This is a genomic window from Marinobacterium sp. xm-g-59 (assembly GCF_013283315.1).
Taxonomy (GTDB): Bacteria; Pseudomonadota; Gammaproteobacteria; order Pseudomonadales; family Balneatricaceae; genus Marinobacterium_E.
This window is the reverse complement of record NZ_WBYR01000002.1, coordinates 201,454-217,951: the sequence shown is the minus strand read 5'-3', so window position 1 is coordinate 217,951 and position 16,498 is coordinate 201,454. Positions and strand designations below refer to the sequence as shown.

At 48.0% G+C, this 16,498-nt stretch carries 16 protein-coding genes; 11 read left to right on the top strand and 5 right to left on the bottom strand.

What is annotated here, in order from left to right; genetic code table 11:
• Positions 1–60: 60 nt before the first annotated feature.
• The 4 genes from pal to nadA are packed head-to-tail and all read left to right on the top strand — an operon-like array spanning position 61 to position 3,214.
• Positions 61–579 carry a peptidoglycan-associated lipoprotein Pal gene (pal, locus tag XMG59_RS03505; protein WP_173480434.1) on the top strand — a complete coding sequence of 173 codons (519 nt, stop codon included), beginning with the start codon at positions 61–63 and terminating at the stop codon, positions 577–579.
• Positions 579–1,424 (top strand): tol-pal system protein YbgF, encoded by an 846-nt coding sequence (gene ybgF / locus XMG59_RS03500; RefSeq protein ID WP_173480435.1) that lies wholly within the window; start codon positions 579–581, stop codon positions 1,422–1,424. Before pal ends, ybgF begins: the two co-directional genes overlap by 1 nt.
• 14 nt (positions 1,425–1,438) lie before the next feature.
• On the top strand, positions 1,439–2,113 hold the full coding sequence (gene queC, locus XMG59_RS03495; RefSeq protein ID WP_217363676.1) for a 7-cyano-7-deazaguanine synthase QueC: 675 nt from the start codon (positions 1,439–1,441) through the stop codon (positions 2,111–2,113).
• A 57-nt stretch (positions 2,114–2,170) separates the two neighbouring features.
• A complete protein-coding gene (gene nadA / locus XMG59_RS03490) occupies positions 2,171–3,214 on the top strand; it encodes a quinolinate synthase NadA (protein WP_173480437.1) in 1,044 nt (347 codons plus the stop codon).
• A 44-nt stretch (positions 3,215–3,258) separates the two neighbouring features.
• Here the strand turns inward: nadA and XMG59_RS03485 are convergent, their stop codons facing one another.
• Entirely contained in the window at positions 3,259–4,680 is a 1,422-nt protein-coding gene (locus tag XMG59_RS03485) for a M48 family metalloprotease (RefSeq protein WP_173498218.1), read from the bottom strand.
• A 63-nt stretch (positions 4,681–4,743) separates the two neighbouring features.
• On the opposite strand from XMG59_RS03485, the gene XMG59_RS03480 reads away from it, so the two are divergent.
• Positions 4,744–4,980, top strand: coding sequence for a sulfurtransferase TusA family protein (locus XMG59_RS03480; protein WP_173494712.1), 237 nt, complete (start codon positions 4,744–4,746; stop codon positions 4,978–4,980).
• A 7-nt stretch (positions 4,981–4,987) separates the two neighbouring features.
• Positions 4,988–6,061, top strand: coding sequence for an AI-2E family transporter (locus tag XMG59_RS03475; protein WP_173480440.1), 1,074 nt, complete (start codon positions 4,988–4,990; stop codon positions 6,059–6,061).
• A 55-nt stretch (positions 6,062–6,116) separates the two neighbouring features.
• Here XMG59_RS03475 and bcp read toward each other — a convergent pair whose 3' ends face one another.
• Complete coding sequence (gene bcp / locus XMG59_RS03470; RefSeq protein ID WP_173498217.1) at positions 6,117–6,566, bottom strand: thioredoxin-dependent thiol peroxidase; 450 nt, start codon at positions 6,564–6,566, stop codon at positions 6,117–6,119.
• A gap of 152 nt (positions 6,567–6,718) precedes the next feature.
• On the opposite strand from bcp, the gene dapA reads away from it, so the two are divergent.
• Genes dapA through purC form a run of 3 tightly spaced genes read left to right on the top strand, consistent with a single transcriptional unit; the run spans position 6,719 to position 9,712 of the window.
• On the top strand, positions 6,719–7,594 hold the full coding sequence (dapA, locus tag XMG59_RS03465; protein WP_173498216.1) for a 4-hydroxy-tetrahydrodipicolinate synthase: 876 nt from the start codon (positions 6,719–6,721) through the stop codon (positions 7,592–7,594).
• 10 nt (positions 7,595–7,604) lie between these two features.
• Entirely contained in the window at positions 7,605–8,960 is a 1,356-nt protein-coding gene (gene bamC / locus XMG59_RS03460) for an outer membrane protein assembly factor BamC (protein WP_173494711.1), read from the top strand.
• 41 nt (positions 8,961–9,001) lie between these two features.
• Positions 9,002–9,712, top strand: a complete 711-nt coding sequence (gene purC / locus XMG59_RS03455) for a phosphoribosylaminoimidazolesuccinocarboxamide synthase (RefSeq protein WP_173498215.1) — start codon at positions 9,002–9,004, stop codon at positions 9,710–9,712.
• Between the two features lie 52 nt (positions 9,713–9,764).
• On the opposite strand, the gene XMG59_RS03450 is transcribed toward purC, so the two are convergent.
• The 3 genes from XMG59_RS03450 to XMG59_RS03440 are packed head-to-tail and all read right to left on the bottom strand — an operon-like array spanning position 9,765 to position 12,948.
• A complete protein-coding gene (locus XMG59_RS03450; protein ID WP_254446080.1) occupies positions 9,765–10,367 on the bottom strand; it encodes an RluA family pseudouridine synthase in 603 nt (200 codons plus the stop codon).
• A 26-nt stretch (positions 10,368–10,393) separates the two neighbouring features.
• Positions 10,394–11,743 carry a 23S rRNA (uracil(1939)-C(5))-methyltransferase RlmD gene (rlmD, locus tag XMG59_RS03445; protein WP_173498214.1) on the bottom strand — a complete coding sequence of 450 codons (1,350 nt, stop codon included), beginning with the start codon at positions 11,741–11,743 and terminating at the stop codon, positions 10,394–10,396.
• A 38-nt stretch (positions 11,744–11,781) separates the two neighbouring features.
• Entirely contained in the window at positions 11,782–12,948 is a 1,167-nt protein-coding gene (locus tag XMG59_RS03440; protein ID WP_173480447.1) for a cation:proton antiporter, read from the bottom strand.
• A 137-nt stretch (positions 12,949–13,085) separates the two neighbouring features.
• Between XMG59_RS03440 and nfuA the strand changes: the two genes are divergently transcribed.
• Entirely contained in the window at positions 13,086–13,682 is a 597-nt protein-coding gene (gene nfuA, locus XMG59_RS03435; protein WP_173480448.1) for a Fe-S biogenesis protein NfuA, read from the top strand.
• A gap of 281 nt (positions 13,683–13,963) precedes the next feature.
• Entirely contained in the window at positions 13,964–16,384 is a 2,421-nt protein-coding gene (gene lon, locus XMG59_RS03430; protein ID WP_173480449.1) for an endopeptidase La, read from the top strand.
• Positions 16,385–16,498 lie beyond the last annotated feature (114 nt).

The following is a 16,498-nucleotide window of genomic DNA, read 5'->3' as shown; positions in this document are numbered from 1 at the left end:
AGCCTATAGTTTAAGCACTATCCAATAGGACCAATAAAAATTTATTTTAGGAGATTGACGATGCGCGCAATCGCAATGACTCGAGTAGCAGCACTTGCAGCAGCCGTAGCGCTTGTTGCAGGTTGTAGTTCAACTAGCACAACAACGGATGGCGGTGCAGATGGTGCAGCTACCAATAATGCAGCAACCACTCAAGGCGCTGATGGCAGCAATGTGACTGCTGGCTCTTTTGCTGAAGTTGCTAAACTGCGCACCGTTTTCTACTTCGACTTCGATCAGGCTGTTGTTAAACAAGAAGGTTTCTCTGATCTTGAAGCGCATGCTAAGTATCTATCGAACAACCCAGGTGCAACTGTTCGTCTAGAAGGTCACGCTGATGAGCGTGGTACTCGTGAGTACAACATTGCACTGGGTGAACAGCGTGCTAACGCCGTTGCTCGTCTTCTGATGGTTAACGGTGCTGGTAGCAACCAGATCGAAACTATCTCTTACGGTGAAGAGAAGCCAGCTATGCTTGGCCACACTGAAGCTGAGTGGGCGCTAAACCGTCGTGTAGAACTGAGCTACACTAGCCGCTAATGAAATTGCGTCTACTGATTGCTCTACTGACTGCTGGCACTATTGCCAGCAGTTCTGTTTCTGCGGCACAACATTCCCAATCTGCCAACAGTGAACTGGTTCTTCTTTTGCAGCAGTTGCAGGCTGAGGTTCGTCAGTTGCGTGGTGAGATCGAGACACAGCAGTATCGTCTACAAAAGCTCGAAAAAGAGCAGTTGGATCGTTACCGTGATATGGATCGCCGCCTAAGCTCTTTAGTGCTTCAACAAGCTGACCCGCTTGCTGCGCCGGCTCCTGTTGTTGCTGACCAAGTTACGTCTAACCCTGTTGTTGCTGAGACAGCGTCTCCAAGTGTGGCTCTCGGTGAGAATCGGGCTGCTTCCGAAACAAATGCACCCGTATCAAGTAGCGCTGCTGCGACACAGCCAGTTGAGACGACCGTCGCTGGTTCTCCTGTTGAGGCGGAAGCACCTGTAGCCCCTGCTGAACCTACAGTCAGTGATCGAGTGGCTTACCAGCAGGCGTTTACACTGGTTCGTGAACGTAAGTTTGATGAGTCAGTTCAAGCCTTTGAACAGTTTATTCAGACCTATCCTAGCAGTGATAACCTAGCGAATGCCTACTACTGGATTGGCGAAGTGAAGCTTGCTCAGCAGCAACTAGATTCAGCTAAAGCCGCATTTGAAACGGTGGTTTCTCAGTTTGTTGGCCATCGCAAGCGCCCAGATGCACTTTATAAACTGGGTGTTGTGCAGGATCGTTTGGGTGATTCTGCAGCGCAACAGAGCAGTTTTAAACAGCTGCTTGATGAGTATCCTAAAAGCTCTGCTGCTGGCCTAGCTCGTAACTACAAGCCTCGCTCATAACTATGAATCAAAAGATGAAACGTGCGGTCGTCCTGCTATCAGGCGGCCTTGACTCTGCTACGGTATTGGCGATTGCTGCTGATCAAGGTTATGAGTGTTACGCGCTAAGCTTTGACTATGGGCAGCGCGCTTTGACTGAACTGAATGCGGCCAAGGCGGTTTGCGCCTCTGTTGGTGCAAAAGAGCATCGTGTCTTCTCGCTTGATCTTGCTCAGTTCGGTGGCTCTGCCCTGACCGATAGTTCGATTGAGGTGCCTGAGGGTGAAACCGAAGGTGTGCCTATCACCTATGTGCCAGCTCGTAATACGATTTTTCTCTCCATGGCGTTGGCCTGGGCGGAAGTATTGCATGCCGATGCGATCTTTATAGGTGTTAATGCCGTGGACTATTCGGGCTACCCTGATTGTCGTCCAGAGTTCATTAAAGCCTACGAAGAGATGGCAAATCTAGCGACTAGAAACGGCATCACGGGTGAGCCATTCAAAATTGAGACCCCTTTGATCGATCTTACCAAAGCAGAGATCATTCAAGCCGGTCATCGCTTGGGTCTGGACTACGCTTTGACTGTCTCCTGCTATCAGTCAGACGATGATGGCAGGGCTTGCGGTCGCTGTGACAGTTGCCGCTTGCGAGCGAAAGGCTTTGATGATGCGGGTGTTCCCGATCCGACACGTTATATCTCAGTTTAACTCTTAACTAATTGACTCGTTACGACGTCGCTTGAAACGTCACTTTTTGAGGTTGCTATGCAAACAAAAGCAGATCTTGATCAACGCATTATGGTGCAAGAGCATTTTGCTCAAGAGCATCTGCCCAGTGATCTCACGCCTGCTCAAGTCGCTGATCTTGAAGAGCAGATAGCGGTTGAGCTGAAAGAGCGCGATGCATGCCTGGTTGCTCACTATTACACGGATCCTCTGGTTCAAGCACTGGCCGAAAAGACCGGTGGTTGTGTCGCTGACTCGCTTGAGATGGCGCGCTTTGGTGCAAATCATTCTGCATCCACTTTAGTGGTTGCTGGCGTTAAGTTTATGGGTGAGACGTCTAAGATTCTTAGCCCGGATAAGCGCATCTTGATGCCTACTTTGGAAGCAACCTGTTCACTTGATATCGGTTGTCCTATCGAAGACTTTAGTGCGTTTTGTGATGCACATCCTGATCATGAAGTGGTTGTTTATGCCAATACCTCTGCCGAGGTGAAGGCCAGAGCGGACTGGGTGGTGACATCGAGTATCGCACTGCAAGTCGTTGAACATCTGGTTGATCAGGATAAAAAGATCATCTGGGGCCCTGATAAGCACCTGGGTAGTTACATCGAGAATCAAACGGGCGCAGAGATGCTGTTGTGGGATGGCTCTTGTATTGTCCATGAAGAGTTTAAAGCGAAAGGGTTGTTAGATCTTAAAGCGGTCTACCCAGACGCTGCGGTGCTTGTTCACCCAGAATCGCCCGCTTCTGTTGTCGAGCTTGCCGATGCAGTGGGCTCTACCAGTCAGTTAATCAAAGCGGCTCATGATCTACCAAACGATAGGTTCATTGTAGCAACCGATCGAGGCATCTTCTTTAAGATGCAGCAGGCTGCTCCAGGCAAAACCTTTATTGAAGCACCCACCGGAGGTTCTGGTGCAACCTGTCGAAGTTGCGCACACTGTCCCTGGATGGCAATGAACGGCCTTGAAAATATTTTGGATGGACTGCGTCATGGCCGTGAAGAGGTCTTTGTCGATCCAGAGCTTCGTCAACGTGCGCTTCGCCCACTTGAGAGAATGTTGAGCTTTCAAGCCCGCTAATCTCTAATTGAGTGAGTGACTCTCCCTGTTGCTCACATCAACCTTTATTTAAACAGTTCATCAAACCTCAGTTGGTCTGCTCGAATCTCTCTCTCCCTCTGTTCGAGCCAACCCAGTTGAACTCTATTGTTTCTAGCATCCCTGCGGGCAAACTCTACCTGTCTGAGCGCTAGATCAAACTCAGCTCGCTGAAAAAAGAACTCAATTCGGGTACGGTGAAGCTGCTCTATATCATTGATCAAGCCATATAGCTCGGCGAGATGGTAGAGAAACAGTGTATTGTTGGGGTGATCTCTAAGCAGTTTCCTGTAAAGGCTGATCGCTTGTAATACATTCCCCTGTTCTCTATAACTCTTGGCCAGTGTCGCTTGCACGGCAAAGTCATTAGGGTATAGATCCATCAGCTCTTCCATTAACGGCTCGGTTGGTTGCCCACTGAGAGAGAGTTCAGTTAAACGACTGAGTTGGACCCAAGGGTGTTGTTGCCAGCTTTTGGAGAGTGCCTCCCAGTGGTTTTGCGCTTCCTCGTTGTTATTCACAGAGAGCGCTTTTAAGTAGTGAGTAAAATGCTTGGCTGACTCATCTAATTCTGAGTTGTTGAATAACTGATTTTCAGCGCCATACTTAACGGCCGCTCTCGCTTTGGCAATCATAAAGTTTTGGTGGTCACGATGCTCTGTACTAGCGCTCGGTAAATTCATGGCACGGTTAGTGGAATCAGCGATTCGCGATTCAGTCACTGGATGGGTTCGTAAAAACTCGGGTACAGCGCTGCCCGAAAAACGATTGGCTTGCGCTAGCTGTGCAAACATCTGTGGCATAGCTTGAGGGTCATACCCTGCGGCAACCAGCGTGCGCATGCCTGCTTGGTCTGCATCAAGCTCATTTTGTCTACTGAAGCTAAGTCTTGCATTTTCTGAAGCTCCAATAGTGCCTTGAAGTGCGGCCGCTCCTGCGTTGGGGTTGATGCTAGAGAGTAAAATACTGCCGACGATGCCAGCTAATACTAGTGGTTGTCGCTTCTCGCTGGCCGCCTGTTGTTGTGCAAAGTGACGCTGACTTAAGTGGGCAAGCTCGTGAGCGATCACCGACATTAATTGATCTTCTGTCTCTGTTGCTAGCAGCAGACCCGCATTGATGCCAATGATGCCGCCCGGTGCGGCAAAGGCATTAACCTCCTGTTGGTCGATGACCAATAGATCTAACCGCTTATCTTGTAGCTCAGAAAAGGGAGATAGGTACCATAATCGATCCTTGAGATAGCTCTCGACAATCGGATCGTCTAGAAGTTGGGCTTGGGCTTTCATCATGCGCATCCAGGCCTGGCCAAGTGCTCGTTCTTGCTCAAGCTGATAGCTCGAGTTGGTGCTGCCTGCTAGGGAGGGCAGCTTCTCTGAGCCTTGCACGTTAAAGCAGATAAGGCTGGATAGTAGAATGATTAAAGGGGTTCGCATCAGAGGTAGCATAGCCTTTGTTCTGTATATCAGTTACATTGCGCCGATAGATTCGCTTTTTACACTGACTTTAGTATGACAGAGATTCACATTGATAAAAGAGTCGACGCGACCGGTTTAGCTTGTCCGCTGCCGTTATTGAAAGCCAAGCAGGCGCTGAACAGCCTTGAAGTAGGGCAGGTGCTTGAGGTGATTGCGACGGATGCGGGTTCTGTACGTGACTTTAAAGCTTATGCTGATCTGTCGAATCATGAGTTGATCTCTACGACAGAGAACAACCAAACCTATATTCACCTTCTTCGCAGAGGTTAATTGAGCGATGCAAAAGATTTTTAGTAAATGGGTACAACGTTACTTCTCAAATGAGGAGGCACTGTTGCTTTTTTTACTGCTGTTTGTCTCTGGTTTGGTGATTTGGCACTTAGGTGGTGCGCTGATTCCGGTCTTTGCAGGGCTCATTCTTGCTTTCATGATGCAGGGCGGTGTCAATCGATTGAAAAGCATTGGCTTGGGTCACAAAAGTGCCGTTGCAACGATGTTTATCGCCTTTACCGGTTTTGTTGTAGCAATGTTCCTGTTCATTCTCCCTGCTGTTTGGACGCAGTTGGTTAACCTGTTCAATGAGCTGCCCGGCATGGTGACCAAGCTGCAGCAGGTATTGATGCTGCTCCCTCAGAACTACCCTGAATTGGTCTCTGCTGAACAGATTCGCAACCTTATCGGCACCGCTGCCGCTGAGCTGAGTCAGTTAGGGCAGTGGCTACTTAGCTTCTCGTTAAGCTCTCTAACGGGTGTGTTAACCGCGCTGATCTACTTCGTTTTGGTGCCTATTCTGGTGCTCTTCTTCCTGTTGGACGGTGATCGTTTGATCGCTGGTTGGACTGCATTTCTGCCTAAGAAGCGGGAGATGATGGATCAGGTCTGGAACGAGATGGACTCTCAGTTGGCTAACTATATCCGCGGTAAGGCGATTGAAATTTTAATCGTTGGTGTCGCTACCTTTATCTCTTTTGCACTGCTGGGTATCAACTATGCTGCGCTACTTGGTTTGTTGGTTGGTCTGTCGGTGTTGATTCCTTATATCGGTGCTGCGGTGGTGACTGTCCCAGTGGCGCTGATTGCCTTCTTTCAATGGGGCTGGAGCGATCAGTTTCTCTACCTAATGCTTGCCTATACGATCATTCAGGCGATCGATGGTAACGTGATTGTACCCTTGCTCTTTTCCGAAGCTGTTAATTTGCACCCAGTCTCTATCATTGTGGCTGTACTGGTATTTGGAACGCTATGGGGGTTCTGGGGTGTTTTCTTTGCTATCCCACTGGCGACTCTGGTTAAGTCGATTGTCTCAGCCTGGCCTACAGCGGATGAACTGCCACCATCTGACGCAGGGTGATTTGGACAGCGATTGCTAAAAAGAAGGGGTGCTGAAGCACCCCTTGTTGTATCGATTAGTTGCCTAGTATTTGTGCGGTGTGCTCTTTGGTTTTGACTTTGGCAATCACATCAGAAACCTTGCCCTGCTCATCGATGATGAAGGTGGTTCTGACCGTGCCCATGTACTCTTTGCCGTAGTTCTTTTTCAGTTGCCAGGTTCCGTAGAGTTCATGAACGGCATTGTCGGTATCGGCAATAAGTGGAAATGGTAGGTCATATTTTTCGATGAAATTACGATGCTTGGCCTCTGAATCTGTGCTCACACCGATCACTTGATAGCCATTGTCCGCCAATCGCTCAATATTATCTCGCAGGTCGCAAGCTTGAGCGGTACAGCCAGGTGTGTTGTCACGAGGGTAGAAGTAGAGAACAACCTTTTTACCCTTGTACTGACTTAGCGTGATTGTCTCTCCATTCTGGTCCTTTGCTTCAAAGTCCGGAGCTGTTTGACCGACTTCAACCATCTTTATCTCCTAGTAATGCAATAAAAAGTGACTATGCCTCTACGAATGTTACCCGGAAATCGTTTAAAATGATTGGCTAAATAGTATTCTTGCTGATCATTAATGGATTGATCCTCGAAGATCAGCAACCGAGCCATAATAAGGTGAAATATATGATTCTTGGCAGCCTCGTTGCGCTGGTAACGCCGATGCACGATAACGGTGATATTGATTGGCAGGCTTTAGATCGCATTGTCGATATGCACATCGAACAGGGCACAGCCTCAATTGTTGCTGTGGGTACCTCTGGAGAGTCTGCGACACTGGATTATGATGAGCACCTGGAGGTGGTGGCTCGCGTTGTTGAACGTTGTAAAGGCAAAATGCCGGTCATTGCCGGTACAGGCGCTAACTCTACTCGTGAAGCGATTGAGATGACTCGCGGTGCCAAAGAGGCGGGTGCTGATGCCTGTCTTTTGGTGACCCCTTACTACAACAAACCGACTCAAGATGGTCTCTACCAACACTACAAAGCGGTTGCTGAAGCCGTTGATATCCCTCAGATTCTCTACAATGTTCCCGGTCGTACGGCCTGTGATATGTTGCCAGAGACAACGCTTCGTCTAGCTGAGGTGAAAAATATCGTCGGAATCAAAGAGGCGACCGGTGATATCGAGCGTGCTCAATACCTGATCGATAACGCACCGGCCGACTTCGCAATCTACTCAGGCGATGATGCCACCGCGATCGAGCTCATTCTTGCTGGTGGCCACGGGAATATCTCCGTAACGGCTAACGCGGCTCCCAAAGCGATGGCTGAACTGTGCCAGCTTGGCTTGGATAAAAAGTTCGACGAAGCACGAGCACTGCAGCAGAAGCTGATGCCCTTGCATAAAGATCTATTTGTCGAATCCAACCCTATTCCAGTGAAATGGGCCATGTATGAGATGGGTTTGATTGGTCAGGGGATTCGTCTGCCTTTAACGCCGCTATCCAAAGAGAATCGCCCAACCGTCGTTGCTGCGCTGAAACAGACAGGTTTGATTTAAGGTCCCTACTATGAACGCTCGCTTTTGGATGCTGTGTGGAACGTTGGTTGTATCGGGTTGTACGATGCAGGATGCAATCAAGTCGAACCCGATTTACGGCGAGAAGGGTGTTATCCGTGATCGCGGCCAAGAATACGCTCTTGCACAGCCGGGTAAACGTCTTGTCATCCCTGAGGGTATCAATGCCAAGAGCACGGAAGATCTACTTCAAGTTCCTGAGATTAATGAATCGGAAGTTGTATCAAACGAACTGGTTCCTGAAGCGCCGCGCCCAGAGTTCTTTTTTGCCGTTGATGGCAATGATCGTGCATCGATTCGACCACTTGAGGGTGAGCGTGTCATTCTAGTCGATGAACCGATTGACCAGGTCTGGGTTGAATTAAAGCCATTTTGGCAGGATGCCAATATCAACCTGGCCATTGCGGACCCGAAAACGGGCGTGATGGAGTCAGAGTGGATAGAGGTTGCAGGCGAGGATCTTAACTACTTTCAGCGTCTTTTGAATACCGTCAAGTTTAACTCTGAAGCGAATGAGCCCTCACTCAACAAACTGCGAGTGCGTTTGCGTCCTGACCCGGATAACACCGAGAGAACAGCCATCAGCATGGAGCATGCTCAAATTGCATTGAGTGCTGATAAGAGTGAGCTCGATTGGAGCAGTGATGCGACTGAGTTGGCGTACTCCAACGAGATTATGTTTGCCATGTTGAACTATTTGGGTAAGGGGGATGTAGCTTCTACCGCGCCTACGCTTTCTCGCTTCCAAGTTGGTTCTGGGCCTACTGCTCAGATGGGCAAGGATTCAAGAAATCAGCCACTTCTCAATATTAGGGCCTCTGCTGACGAAGCCTGGGTTATGGTAAATGATGCTCTTGATAGAGCGGGTGTGGATGTCGGGACCCGAGATAAAGAGTCTGGAGCAATTTATCTTACCTTTAAGAGTACATTAAAAGAGCAAGAGTACAGTGGCTTCTTAGATTGGCTGAAAAACCGAGAATCTGGGCCTATTACACTTGATCTAGTGAATCCTAACTCTGTTGAAGATCCTATTGATAAAGACGTTGTTTACTCAAGTGATCCAGATGCCATCGTCAAAGGGGCCAAGGCTACTCAAGAAGAGCTGCAGGCAATGGATGGTTTTAAAGTGTGGGTAGGTAAGCGCGTTGTATACGTTTTTGGTCAAGATAATCAGAAGCGAGTTAACTCTGAATCTGGTGATTTAGAGCTGTATAAGCGTTTTCAGGTTCGCTTTAATCGCGCCAGAACTGGGGTGATCCTCTCTGTTCATAATGACAAGGGTGAGCCAGTTAGCTCTGAAAGTGCTGAAGAATTTTTGTGGACAGTTAAGGATAACCTGTCTTTGTAAGTTTCAAACCATCAGCATCGATGGTTACCTTGGAGTTTTGAATGGAAAAGCGTGAAGAGCTATATGCCGGTAAAGCGAAATCGGTATTTACGACTGATAACCCAGATCTAATGATCATGGAGTTCAGAGACGATACCTCGGCGTTTGATGGTAAAAAGATGGAACAGCTTGATCGTAAAGGTATGGTCAATAATAAGTTCAACGCTTTTATTATGACGGCTCTTGCGAATGCGGGTATACCTACTCATTTTGTTGAACTGCAGTCTGATAACGAATCTGTGGTAAAACGACTCGACATGATGCCTGTTGAGTGTGTTGTTCGTAATATCTCAGCGGGTTCGCTTTGTCGCCGTATCGGCGTCGAAGAGGGGCTGGAGCTGAATCCGCCGACCTTTGAACTATTTCTTAAGAACGACGCGTTGGGTGACCCGATGGTCAATGAGTCTCTTGTTGAGACCTTTGGTTGGGCTGAGCCTGCTCATCTAGCCACAGCAAAAGAGCTGACCTTCAAAGTTAACGATGTGTTGAAGAAGATGTTTAATGATGCTGGTATGTTACTGGTGGATTACAAACTTGAGTTTGGCGTCTTCAATGGTGAAGTGTTATTAGGTGATGAGTTCTCTCCAGATGGCTGTCGTCTGTGGGATAAAGAGACCCGTGAAAAGATGGATAAAGACCGCTTCCGTCAGGGGCTGGGTGGTGTCATCGAAGCCTATGAAGAGGTGGGTCGCCGTCTTGGAATTACTTTTTAATTCCAATCAAAACGCATCAAGAAGCCGGCTTAATATGCCGGCTTTTTTGTCTTTAGAAGGGAGCGGGGGATGAAAAGCTCAGGCGTTCTCCAGAAATAGGGTGGTGAAGCTCAAGTAGGTCAGCGTGGAGCATCAGTCTATCTGAACAGGTCAACGCTTCCCCTTCAGCATATAGGTTGTCGCCTAATATTGGCTGACCCAGGTATTGGCAGTGGACTCTAAGCTGATGGGAACGCCCAGTAATCGGGTAGAGTGATAATCGAGTGGCTGTGTGCCCATTGATTAGCTCCAGGCCTCGGTTACGGTAGAAGGTGAGCGCATGCTTTCCCTGTTCGTGATCAATGATCTGAAGGGGACGGCGATCCCAGTCACAACGAAGGGGTTGTTCAACCCAGCCATCAGCTTGACTCATTTCGCCGCTGACTAGGGCGGCGTATCGTTTGAATGGAATACGATTTTGAAACTGTATGCTGAGCTCGCGATGAGTCATTTTTGAGCGAGCAAGCACCATCAGCCCTGACGTTGAACAGTCGAGACGATGCACGATCAACGCATCAGGCCACTGTTCAACGGCACGACTCCATAAGCAGTCTTGCTTATCCTCTCCTCGTCCGGGGACAGAGAGCATTTCAGCCGGTTTTTCTAAGATCAGCATATCCTGATCTTCATAGTGACACTGGATCATGGTGTCGGCTCAAACAGTGCAATTGATTCGACGTGATGAGTCTGCGGGAACATATCAGCGACTGTGAATCGCGTCATTGAAAAGCCAATATCAGACAGTGTTTTACTGTCGCGCACCAGCGACATTGGGTCACATGCGATGTAGAGGATGGCTCTTGCTCCAAGATTTTGCAGGTGAGGAATCAGGTCAGCCGCACCACTTCTTGGCGGATCAAGAAGAATAAGATCGTACGGGCTATTCAACCAAGCTGTCTCTGTATTGACGTTGCTAAGATCTGATTTGATGGATGTTAAGTTGTCGATCACATTGAGTGCTGCATTGGCTTGTGAGCGTTCGACCATAGCTGAAACGCCCTCAACTGCCACCACCTCTTTGGTCAGTTTTGCTAAAGGTAGGCTAAAGTTACCGAGCCCTGAGAAAAGATCGAGAAGACGATCCTCTTGCTTAGGCTTTAGCCACTCAATTGCGCACTCAATGAGAGCTTCGTTGACAGAAGCATTCACCTGTATAAAGTCATTGGTATCAAACTGATAACGGATATCACGCTGTCTATTGATGAACTCCGGCTCTTCAATGCTATTCAGAGTCAGGGTTTGATCATTAAAACTCACTCGTAAGTTGATGCCCTCATTGACGGCTAGTGAGGTTAGGGCACCCATAATCTCGTCTGATGGGCGCTTTTTAGCACGTATCTCAACCGCCAGTAAGTTGTCGCCATCGCTCAAAGAGAGATGCGTTAATGTCTTAAGTTTATCCAGTCCATCCAGGCGTTCGCGCAGTGCGCCTAAAAAACGGTTACACCGATCGGTCAGGACGGGACAGCTAGGTATATCAATAAGCTTATTAGATTCAGAACGTCTAAAACCGATGATTAAATCACCACTTTCACGTTGATTAATACCGACACGAGCGGAGCGGCGGTAGTTGAGTTTTTGTTCCGAGACGATAGGGGGCTCAGTGATCTGTGGCTCAAGATTGGATTGACGCTTAAGTGTGCTGAGTATCTGGTCACGCTTCAATTCTACTGCACGCTCAGGGTCTAAATGCTGAAGATCACAGCCACCGCACTCACCAGCATAATCACAGCTAGGTTGGATACGGGCATCTGAACCCGTTTGAATCTCATTAACAACCGCCTCATCAAAGCGCTTACCTGCTTTAGTCAAAGTAGCACTGACCGTTTCACCTGGTAGTGCTCCCTGGATAAACAGTGCCTTGCCGTCGACTCTTGCGACTCCCCGACCTTCCAAAGAGAGAGATTCAATCTGAATAATCTCTGGCAGGGAATGAGTGGCTTTTGCAGGGGCCTTTTTAGGGCCGCCATATCTAACGGTGCGTCTGCGCATGGGAACTTAATACTCTTAAATGTCGGCTTTTAGGCCAGTTAATCTTTTCTAAGCGAATCTTTAACCGCGATTGGTGAAGGGTAGTTAAAGATGACGATGTAGGTCGATAACAGAAAGCTTAAAATAGCGGTGGCCTGAATAACGTGGGATGCTTCAGTGCCAATTAAACCACCTGCAAAAGCGAGATAGGCAATCAGTAACGAAAACTCAGAGATTTGTCCCAAACGAAAGCCTATCTCCCAACCCGTCGATGGAGATTCGGAGATACGGCCTAAAAGAAGTCGGAAAACAACCGGTTTTAGCAGCAGAACGGCGATGGTTAAGATCAGCGCAGGTACTATGATTAATCCAATTAAATTTAAATTGAAGCTGGCGCCGACTGAGAAGAAAAATAGAATTAGGAAAAAATCGCGCAACGGTTTTAGATTGGTTGCGATGTATTGCGAAATTGGGCTGGTTGCCAGAGCAATGCCCGCGATAAAGGCACCCATTTCGGCCGAAAGGCCACCCAGTTTTGCCGCCTCAGCCATGCCAAGACACCAGCCAATCGCCACTAAGAAAATGTATTCATGAAAACGGTCAAACTTCATCAGTAAGGGCAAAATGACATAGCGAACGCCTGCCCATGCAAAAATACCCAATGCCGGTAGTGCGATGGCCGATTTGACGAAACTGCTCATCGGATCGCTGTCACCTCCCGAGTTGAGTATCAACAGGACAATAATGGCGATCACGTCCTGCAACAGTAGAAGACCGACGACCAGTTCTCCGGTGTGTTTGTGGTGTAGGACGGTCGTGGGTAGCAGCTTAATCCCTATGATCGTGCTGGAGAACATCACTGCAGCACCGATGATAACTGACTCAGCCTGACTGAATCCAAACAGGCTACCCACGCTAAAACCTAAGCCTAAGAACAGTGCCGAACTGGCAATCGCCACCAGTGTTGCCTTCTTGAGCATATGGATCAGATGGGCAGGCTGCATATCCAAACCCAGTAAGAACAGCAGAAAGATAATGCCGATATGAGCGATATCGCTGAGTAGATTAGTATCGGAGACCAGTTCAAGACCGTAAGGTCCGAGCAGTGCCCCAAGCACAATATAAGCAACAAGCAAGGGCTGGCGTGTAAACAGTGCTACAGATGCTAGCACCGCTGCGCCGGTAAAAATAAGAAAGAAAGATGTAAACAGACTGTGCTCTAGCATGAGTGCTCTCCGGTGGATGAGCAAATTGTAACAAGTGAGAGAGAAAATCGTTACGTTTAAATAATTGAGTGTTTTACTCGGAATTAATAACTCGCTATCCTATAGCGCATTATCGGTACGACTACTGGAGAGTTTTGATGTTAAATATTGAAGTGACAGAAGGTGCACAAGGTTACCTTGCCGAGCTTCTAGAGAAGCAGAACGTTGAAGGCATTGCGGTCCGTCTGTTTGTGACACAACCGGGCACAACCTATGCGGAAACTTGTCTAGCTTACTGCCGTCCTGATGAGGTCAATGATGAGGACGAGGTGATGCAGCTTGAACAGGTTCGCTTCTACATTGAGAAGAACAGCATTCCCTACCTTGATGAAGCGTTTATTGACTATGCTACTGATCGTATGGGCGGTCAGTTAACGATTAAAGCGCCGAATGCCAAAGTGCCTAAGGTGTCTGCCGACAGCCCAATCGAAGAGCAGATTAACTACATTCTCTACTCAGAGGTTAACCCTGGTTTAGCTTCACATGGTGGTGAAGTTAAGCTTGAAGAGGTCTCTGAAGAGGAGGCTGGACTTGTCGCTATCCTTCGTTTCGGTGGTGGTTGTCAGGGTTGTAGTGCCGTTGATATGACCCTAAAAGACGGTGTTGAGGCGACGCTAATTGAAAAAGTACCTGGTCTGGTCGGCGTTCGAGATGTCACAGACCATAGTCAGCGTGAACAGGCTTACTACAAATAAACTTGATCAGTTACAAGACACAGCGCCTCATTAGAGGCGTTTTTCAATTTGTAAGCCCCGTAGGGCGCGACGTGAAACATTCATCTACAGCGTTGGATCGCTTATTAAGGACGACGGCCATTAATTGCTCAATCCGCCTCGTATCTGAATGTTTCAGATCGCGCTGAGAAATTATGGACTTGTTCGTAGGCTCCCTTGCTTGCATTTTCGTAACGGATCCCCATAAATGACTTATAGTCAGTTTATAGATCGGTAAAAGATTCACTATAGAGGTATGCATCATGGAAAATAATCAGAGCAGTGTTCAAATTGAACTACCGGTTCTCCCGCTTCGAGACGTAGTTGTATACCCTCACATGGTCATCCCTCTGTTTGTTGGGCGCGAAAAGTCGATCCAAGCTTTGGAAGAGGCGATGCAGCGTGACAAACAGATTCTGTTAGTTGCACAACGCAGTGCCTCTGAAGATGAGCCTAAGATGGATCATCTTTTTCATACAGGCACGGTCGCGACCATACTGCAAATGCTTAAGCTTCCCGACGGCACTGTAAAAGTGTTAGTTGAAGGTGAGTATCGAGCTTCTATTAGTGACTTCTTTGAAGAGGCGGAGCACTATGCGGCTCACCTTCAAGTGCTTGAAGAGGAGGAGGTTGCCCAGTCTGAGGCTGAGCTCTACAAGCGTTCGACGCTGGAACAGTTCGAGAAGTACATCCAAGTTAACAAAAAGATCCCCAATGAGGTCATGACCTCGTTGAATAACATCGATGAGCCAAGTCGTTTGGCCGATACGATCGCGGCTCATATGTCGCTTAAGCTTGATCAAAAACAGTCCATTCTCGAAATGCTGGATGCGAAAGCTCGCTTAGAGCATTTGATGTCACTGATGGAGTCTGAAATTGATCTAGTCGAGGTTGAAAAGCGCATTCGCGGTCGTGTGAAGAAACAGATGGAGAAGAGTCAGCGCGAGTACTATCTGAATGAGCAGATGAAAGCGATTCAGAAGGAGCTGGGTGATCTGGATGAGAACGGCGGTGGAGAGCTCGACGAGCTAGAAAAACGCATTGATGAAGCGGGTATGCCGCAAGAAGCGTTGGATAAAACTAAAGCTGAGTTCAATAAGCTAAAAATGATGTCACCAATGAGCGCTGAGGCGACCGTTGTTCGTGGCTACATCGATTGGATGCTACAGATTCCTTGGAGCAAACGCTCTAAAGTTCGTCTGGATATGAAGCGTGCTTCAGCAGTATTGGATAAAGATCACTTTGGCTTGGATGAGGTCAAAGAGCGTATTCTTGAGTACCTAGCGGTACAGAAGCGTGTACGTCAGCTGCGTGGTCCAATTCTCTGTTTAGTCGGACCTCCTGGCGTCGGTAAAACCTCTTTAGGGCGTTCTATCGCCCGAGCGACCAATCGTGAATACATCCGTATGGCGCTGGGTGGTGTGCGAGATGAAGCCGAGATTCGTGGTCACCGTCGAACCTACATTGGCTCTATGCCAGGTAAGCTAGTTCAGAAGATGGCCAAAGTCGGTGTTAAAAACCCGCTATTCCTTCTTGATGAGATCGATAAGATGGGTATGGATCAGCGTGGCGACCCTGCATCTGCTCTACTAGAAGTGCTGGACCCTGAGCAGAACAGCACCTTCAATGATCACTACCTAGAGGTGGATTATGATCTCTCTGAAGTGTTGTTTGTCTGTACCTCTAACTCGATGAACATTCCGGGTCCATTGTTGGATCGTATGGAGATTATTCGCATCCCGGGTTACACAGAGGATGAAAAGCTGAACATCGCACGTCGCTATTTGATCCCTAAACAGATCAAACAGAATGGCCTTAAGGTGAAAGAGTTGGAGATTGATGATTCAGCGATCATCGATATGATTCGATACTACACCCGTGAAGCGGGTGTGCGTGGCCTTGAACGAGAAGTGGCTAAAGTCGCTCGTAAAGTCGTTAAAGAGATTGCGCTCGGTGAATCAACCGCTAAATCCGTTCTTGTGAACAGTGATAACCTTGAGCACTACCTTGGGGTTCAGAAGTTTAACTTTGGCCGTGCAGAAGATGAGCATCAGGTGGGTCAAGTAACAGGGTTGGCTTGGACGCAAGTCGGTGGTGATATTCTGACCATTGAGAGTGCAGTAGTTCCAGGTAAAGGCCGTCAGGTTTTGACAGGCTCATTAGGCGATGTCATGAAAGAGTCGATCCAAGCCGCTTTGACGGTCGTTCGGAATCGCGCTCAGTCTCTAGGCATCGCACCCAACTTCCATGAAAAACAGGATATTCATATCCACGTTCCTGAAGGCGCAACACCAAAAGATGGTCCCAGTGCCGGTATCGGTATGTGTACGACTCTTGTTTCAGCGTTGACAGGGATTCCTGTTCGCTCAGATGTGGCCATGACGGGTGAGATTACTCTACGAGGTCAGGTTCTTCCTATCGGTGGTCTCAAAGAGAAGCTACTTGCTGCGCACCGCGGTGGTATTAAAACAGTGCTGATTCCAGAAGAGAATCGCCGAGATCTGAAAGAGATTCCAGATAATATTAAGGCAGATTTAGAGATTAAGCCGGTTAAATGGATTGATCAGGTGTTGGAAGTTGCATTAGTAGAGCAGCCTGTTCCATTGGATGATGCCGAAATTGAAGAGCTAACCAATGAGACTAAAGGTAAAAAATTAACTACGGGGTCAAGAACGGCACACTAGACTTAAGTGTCAATTTTATGAAACTCGCTGAAAACACCGTATTTTCTGGGTTTTTAATGTTGACACTGGTTTTAAACAGTTGGTATAAAGTGTTTACGGTTATTTCATAACACA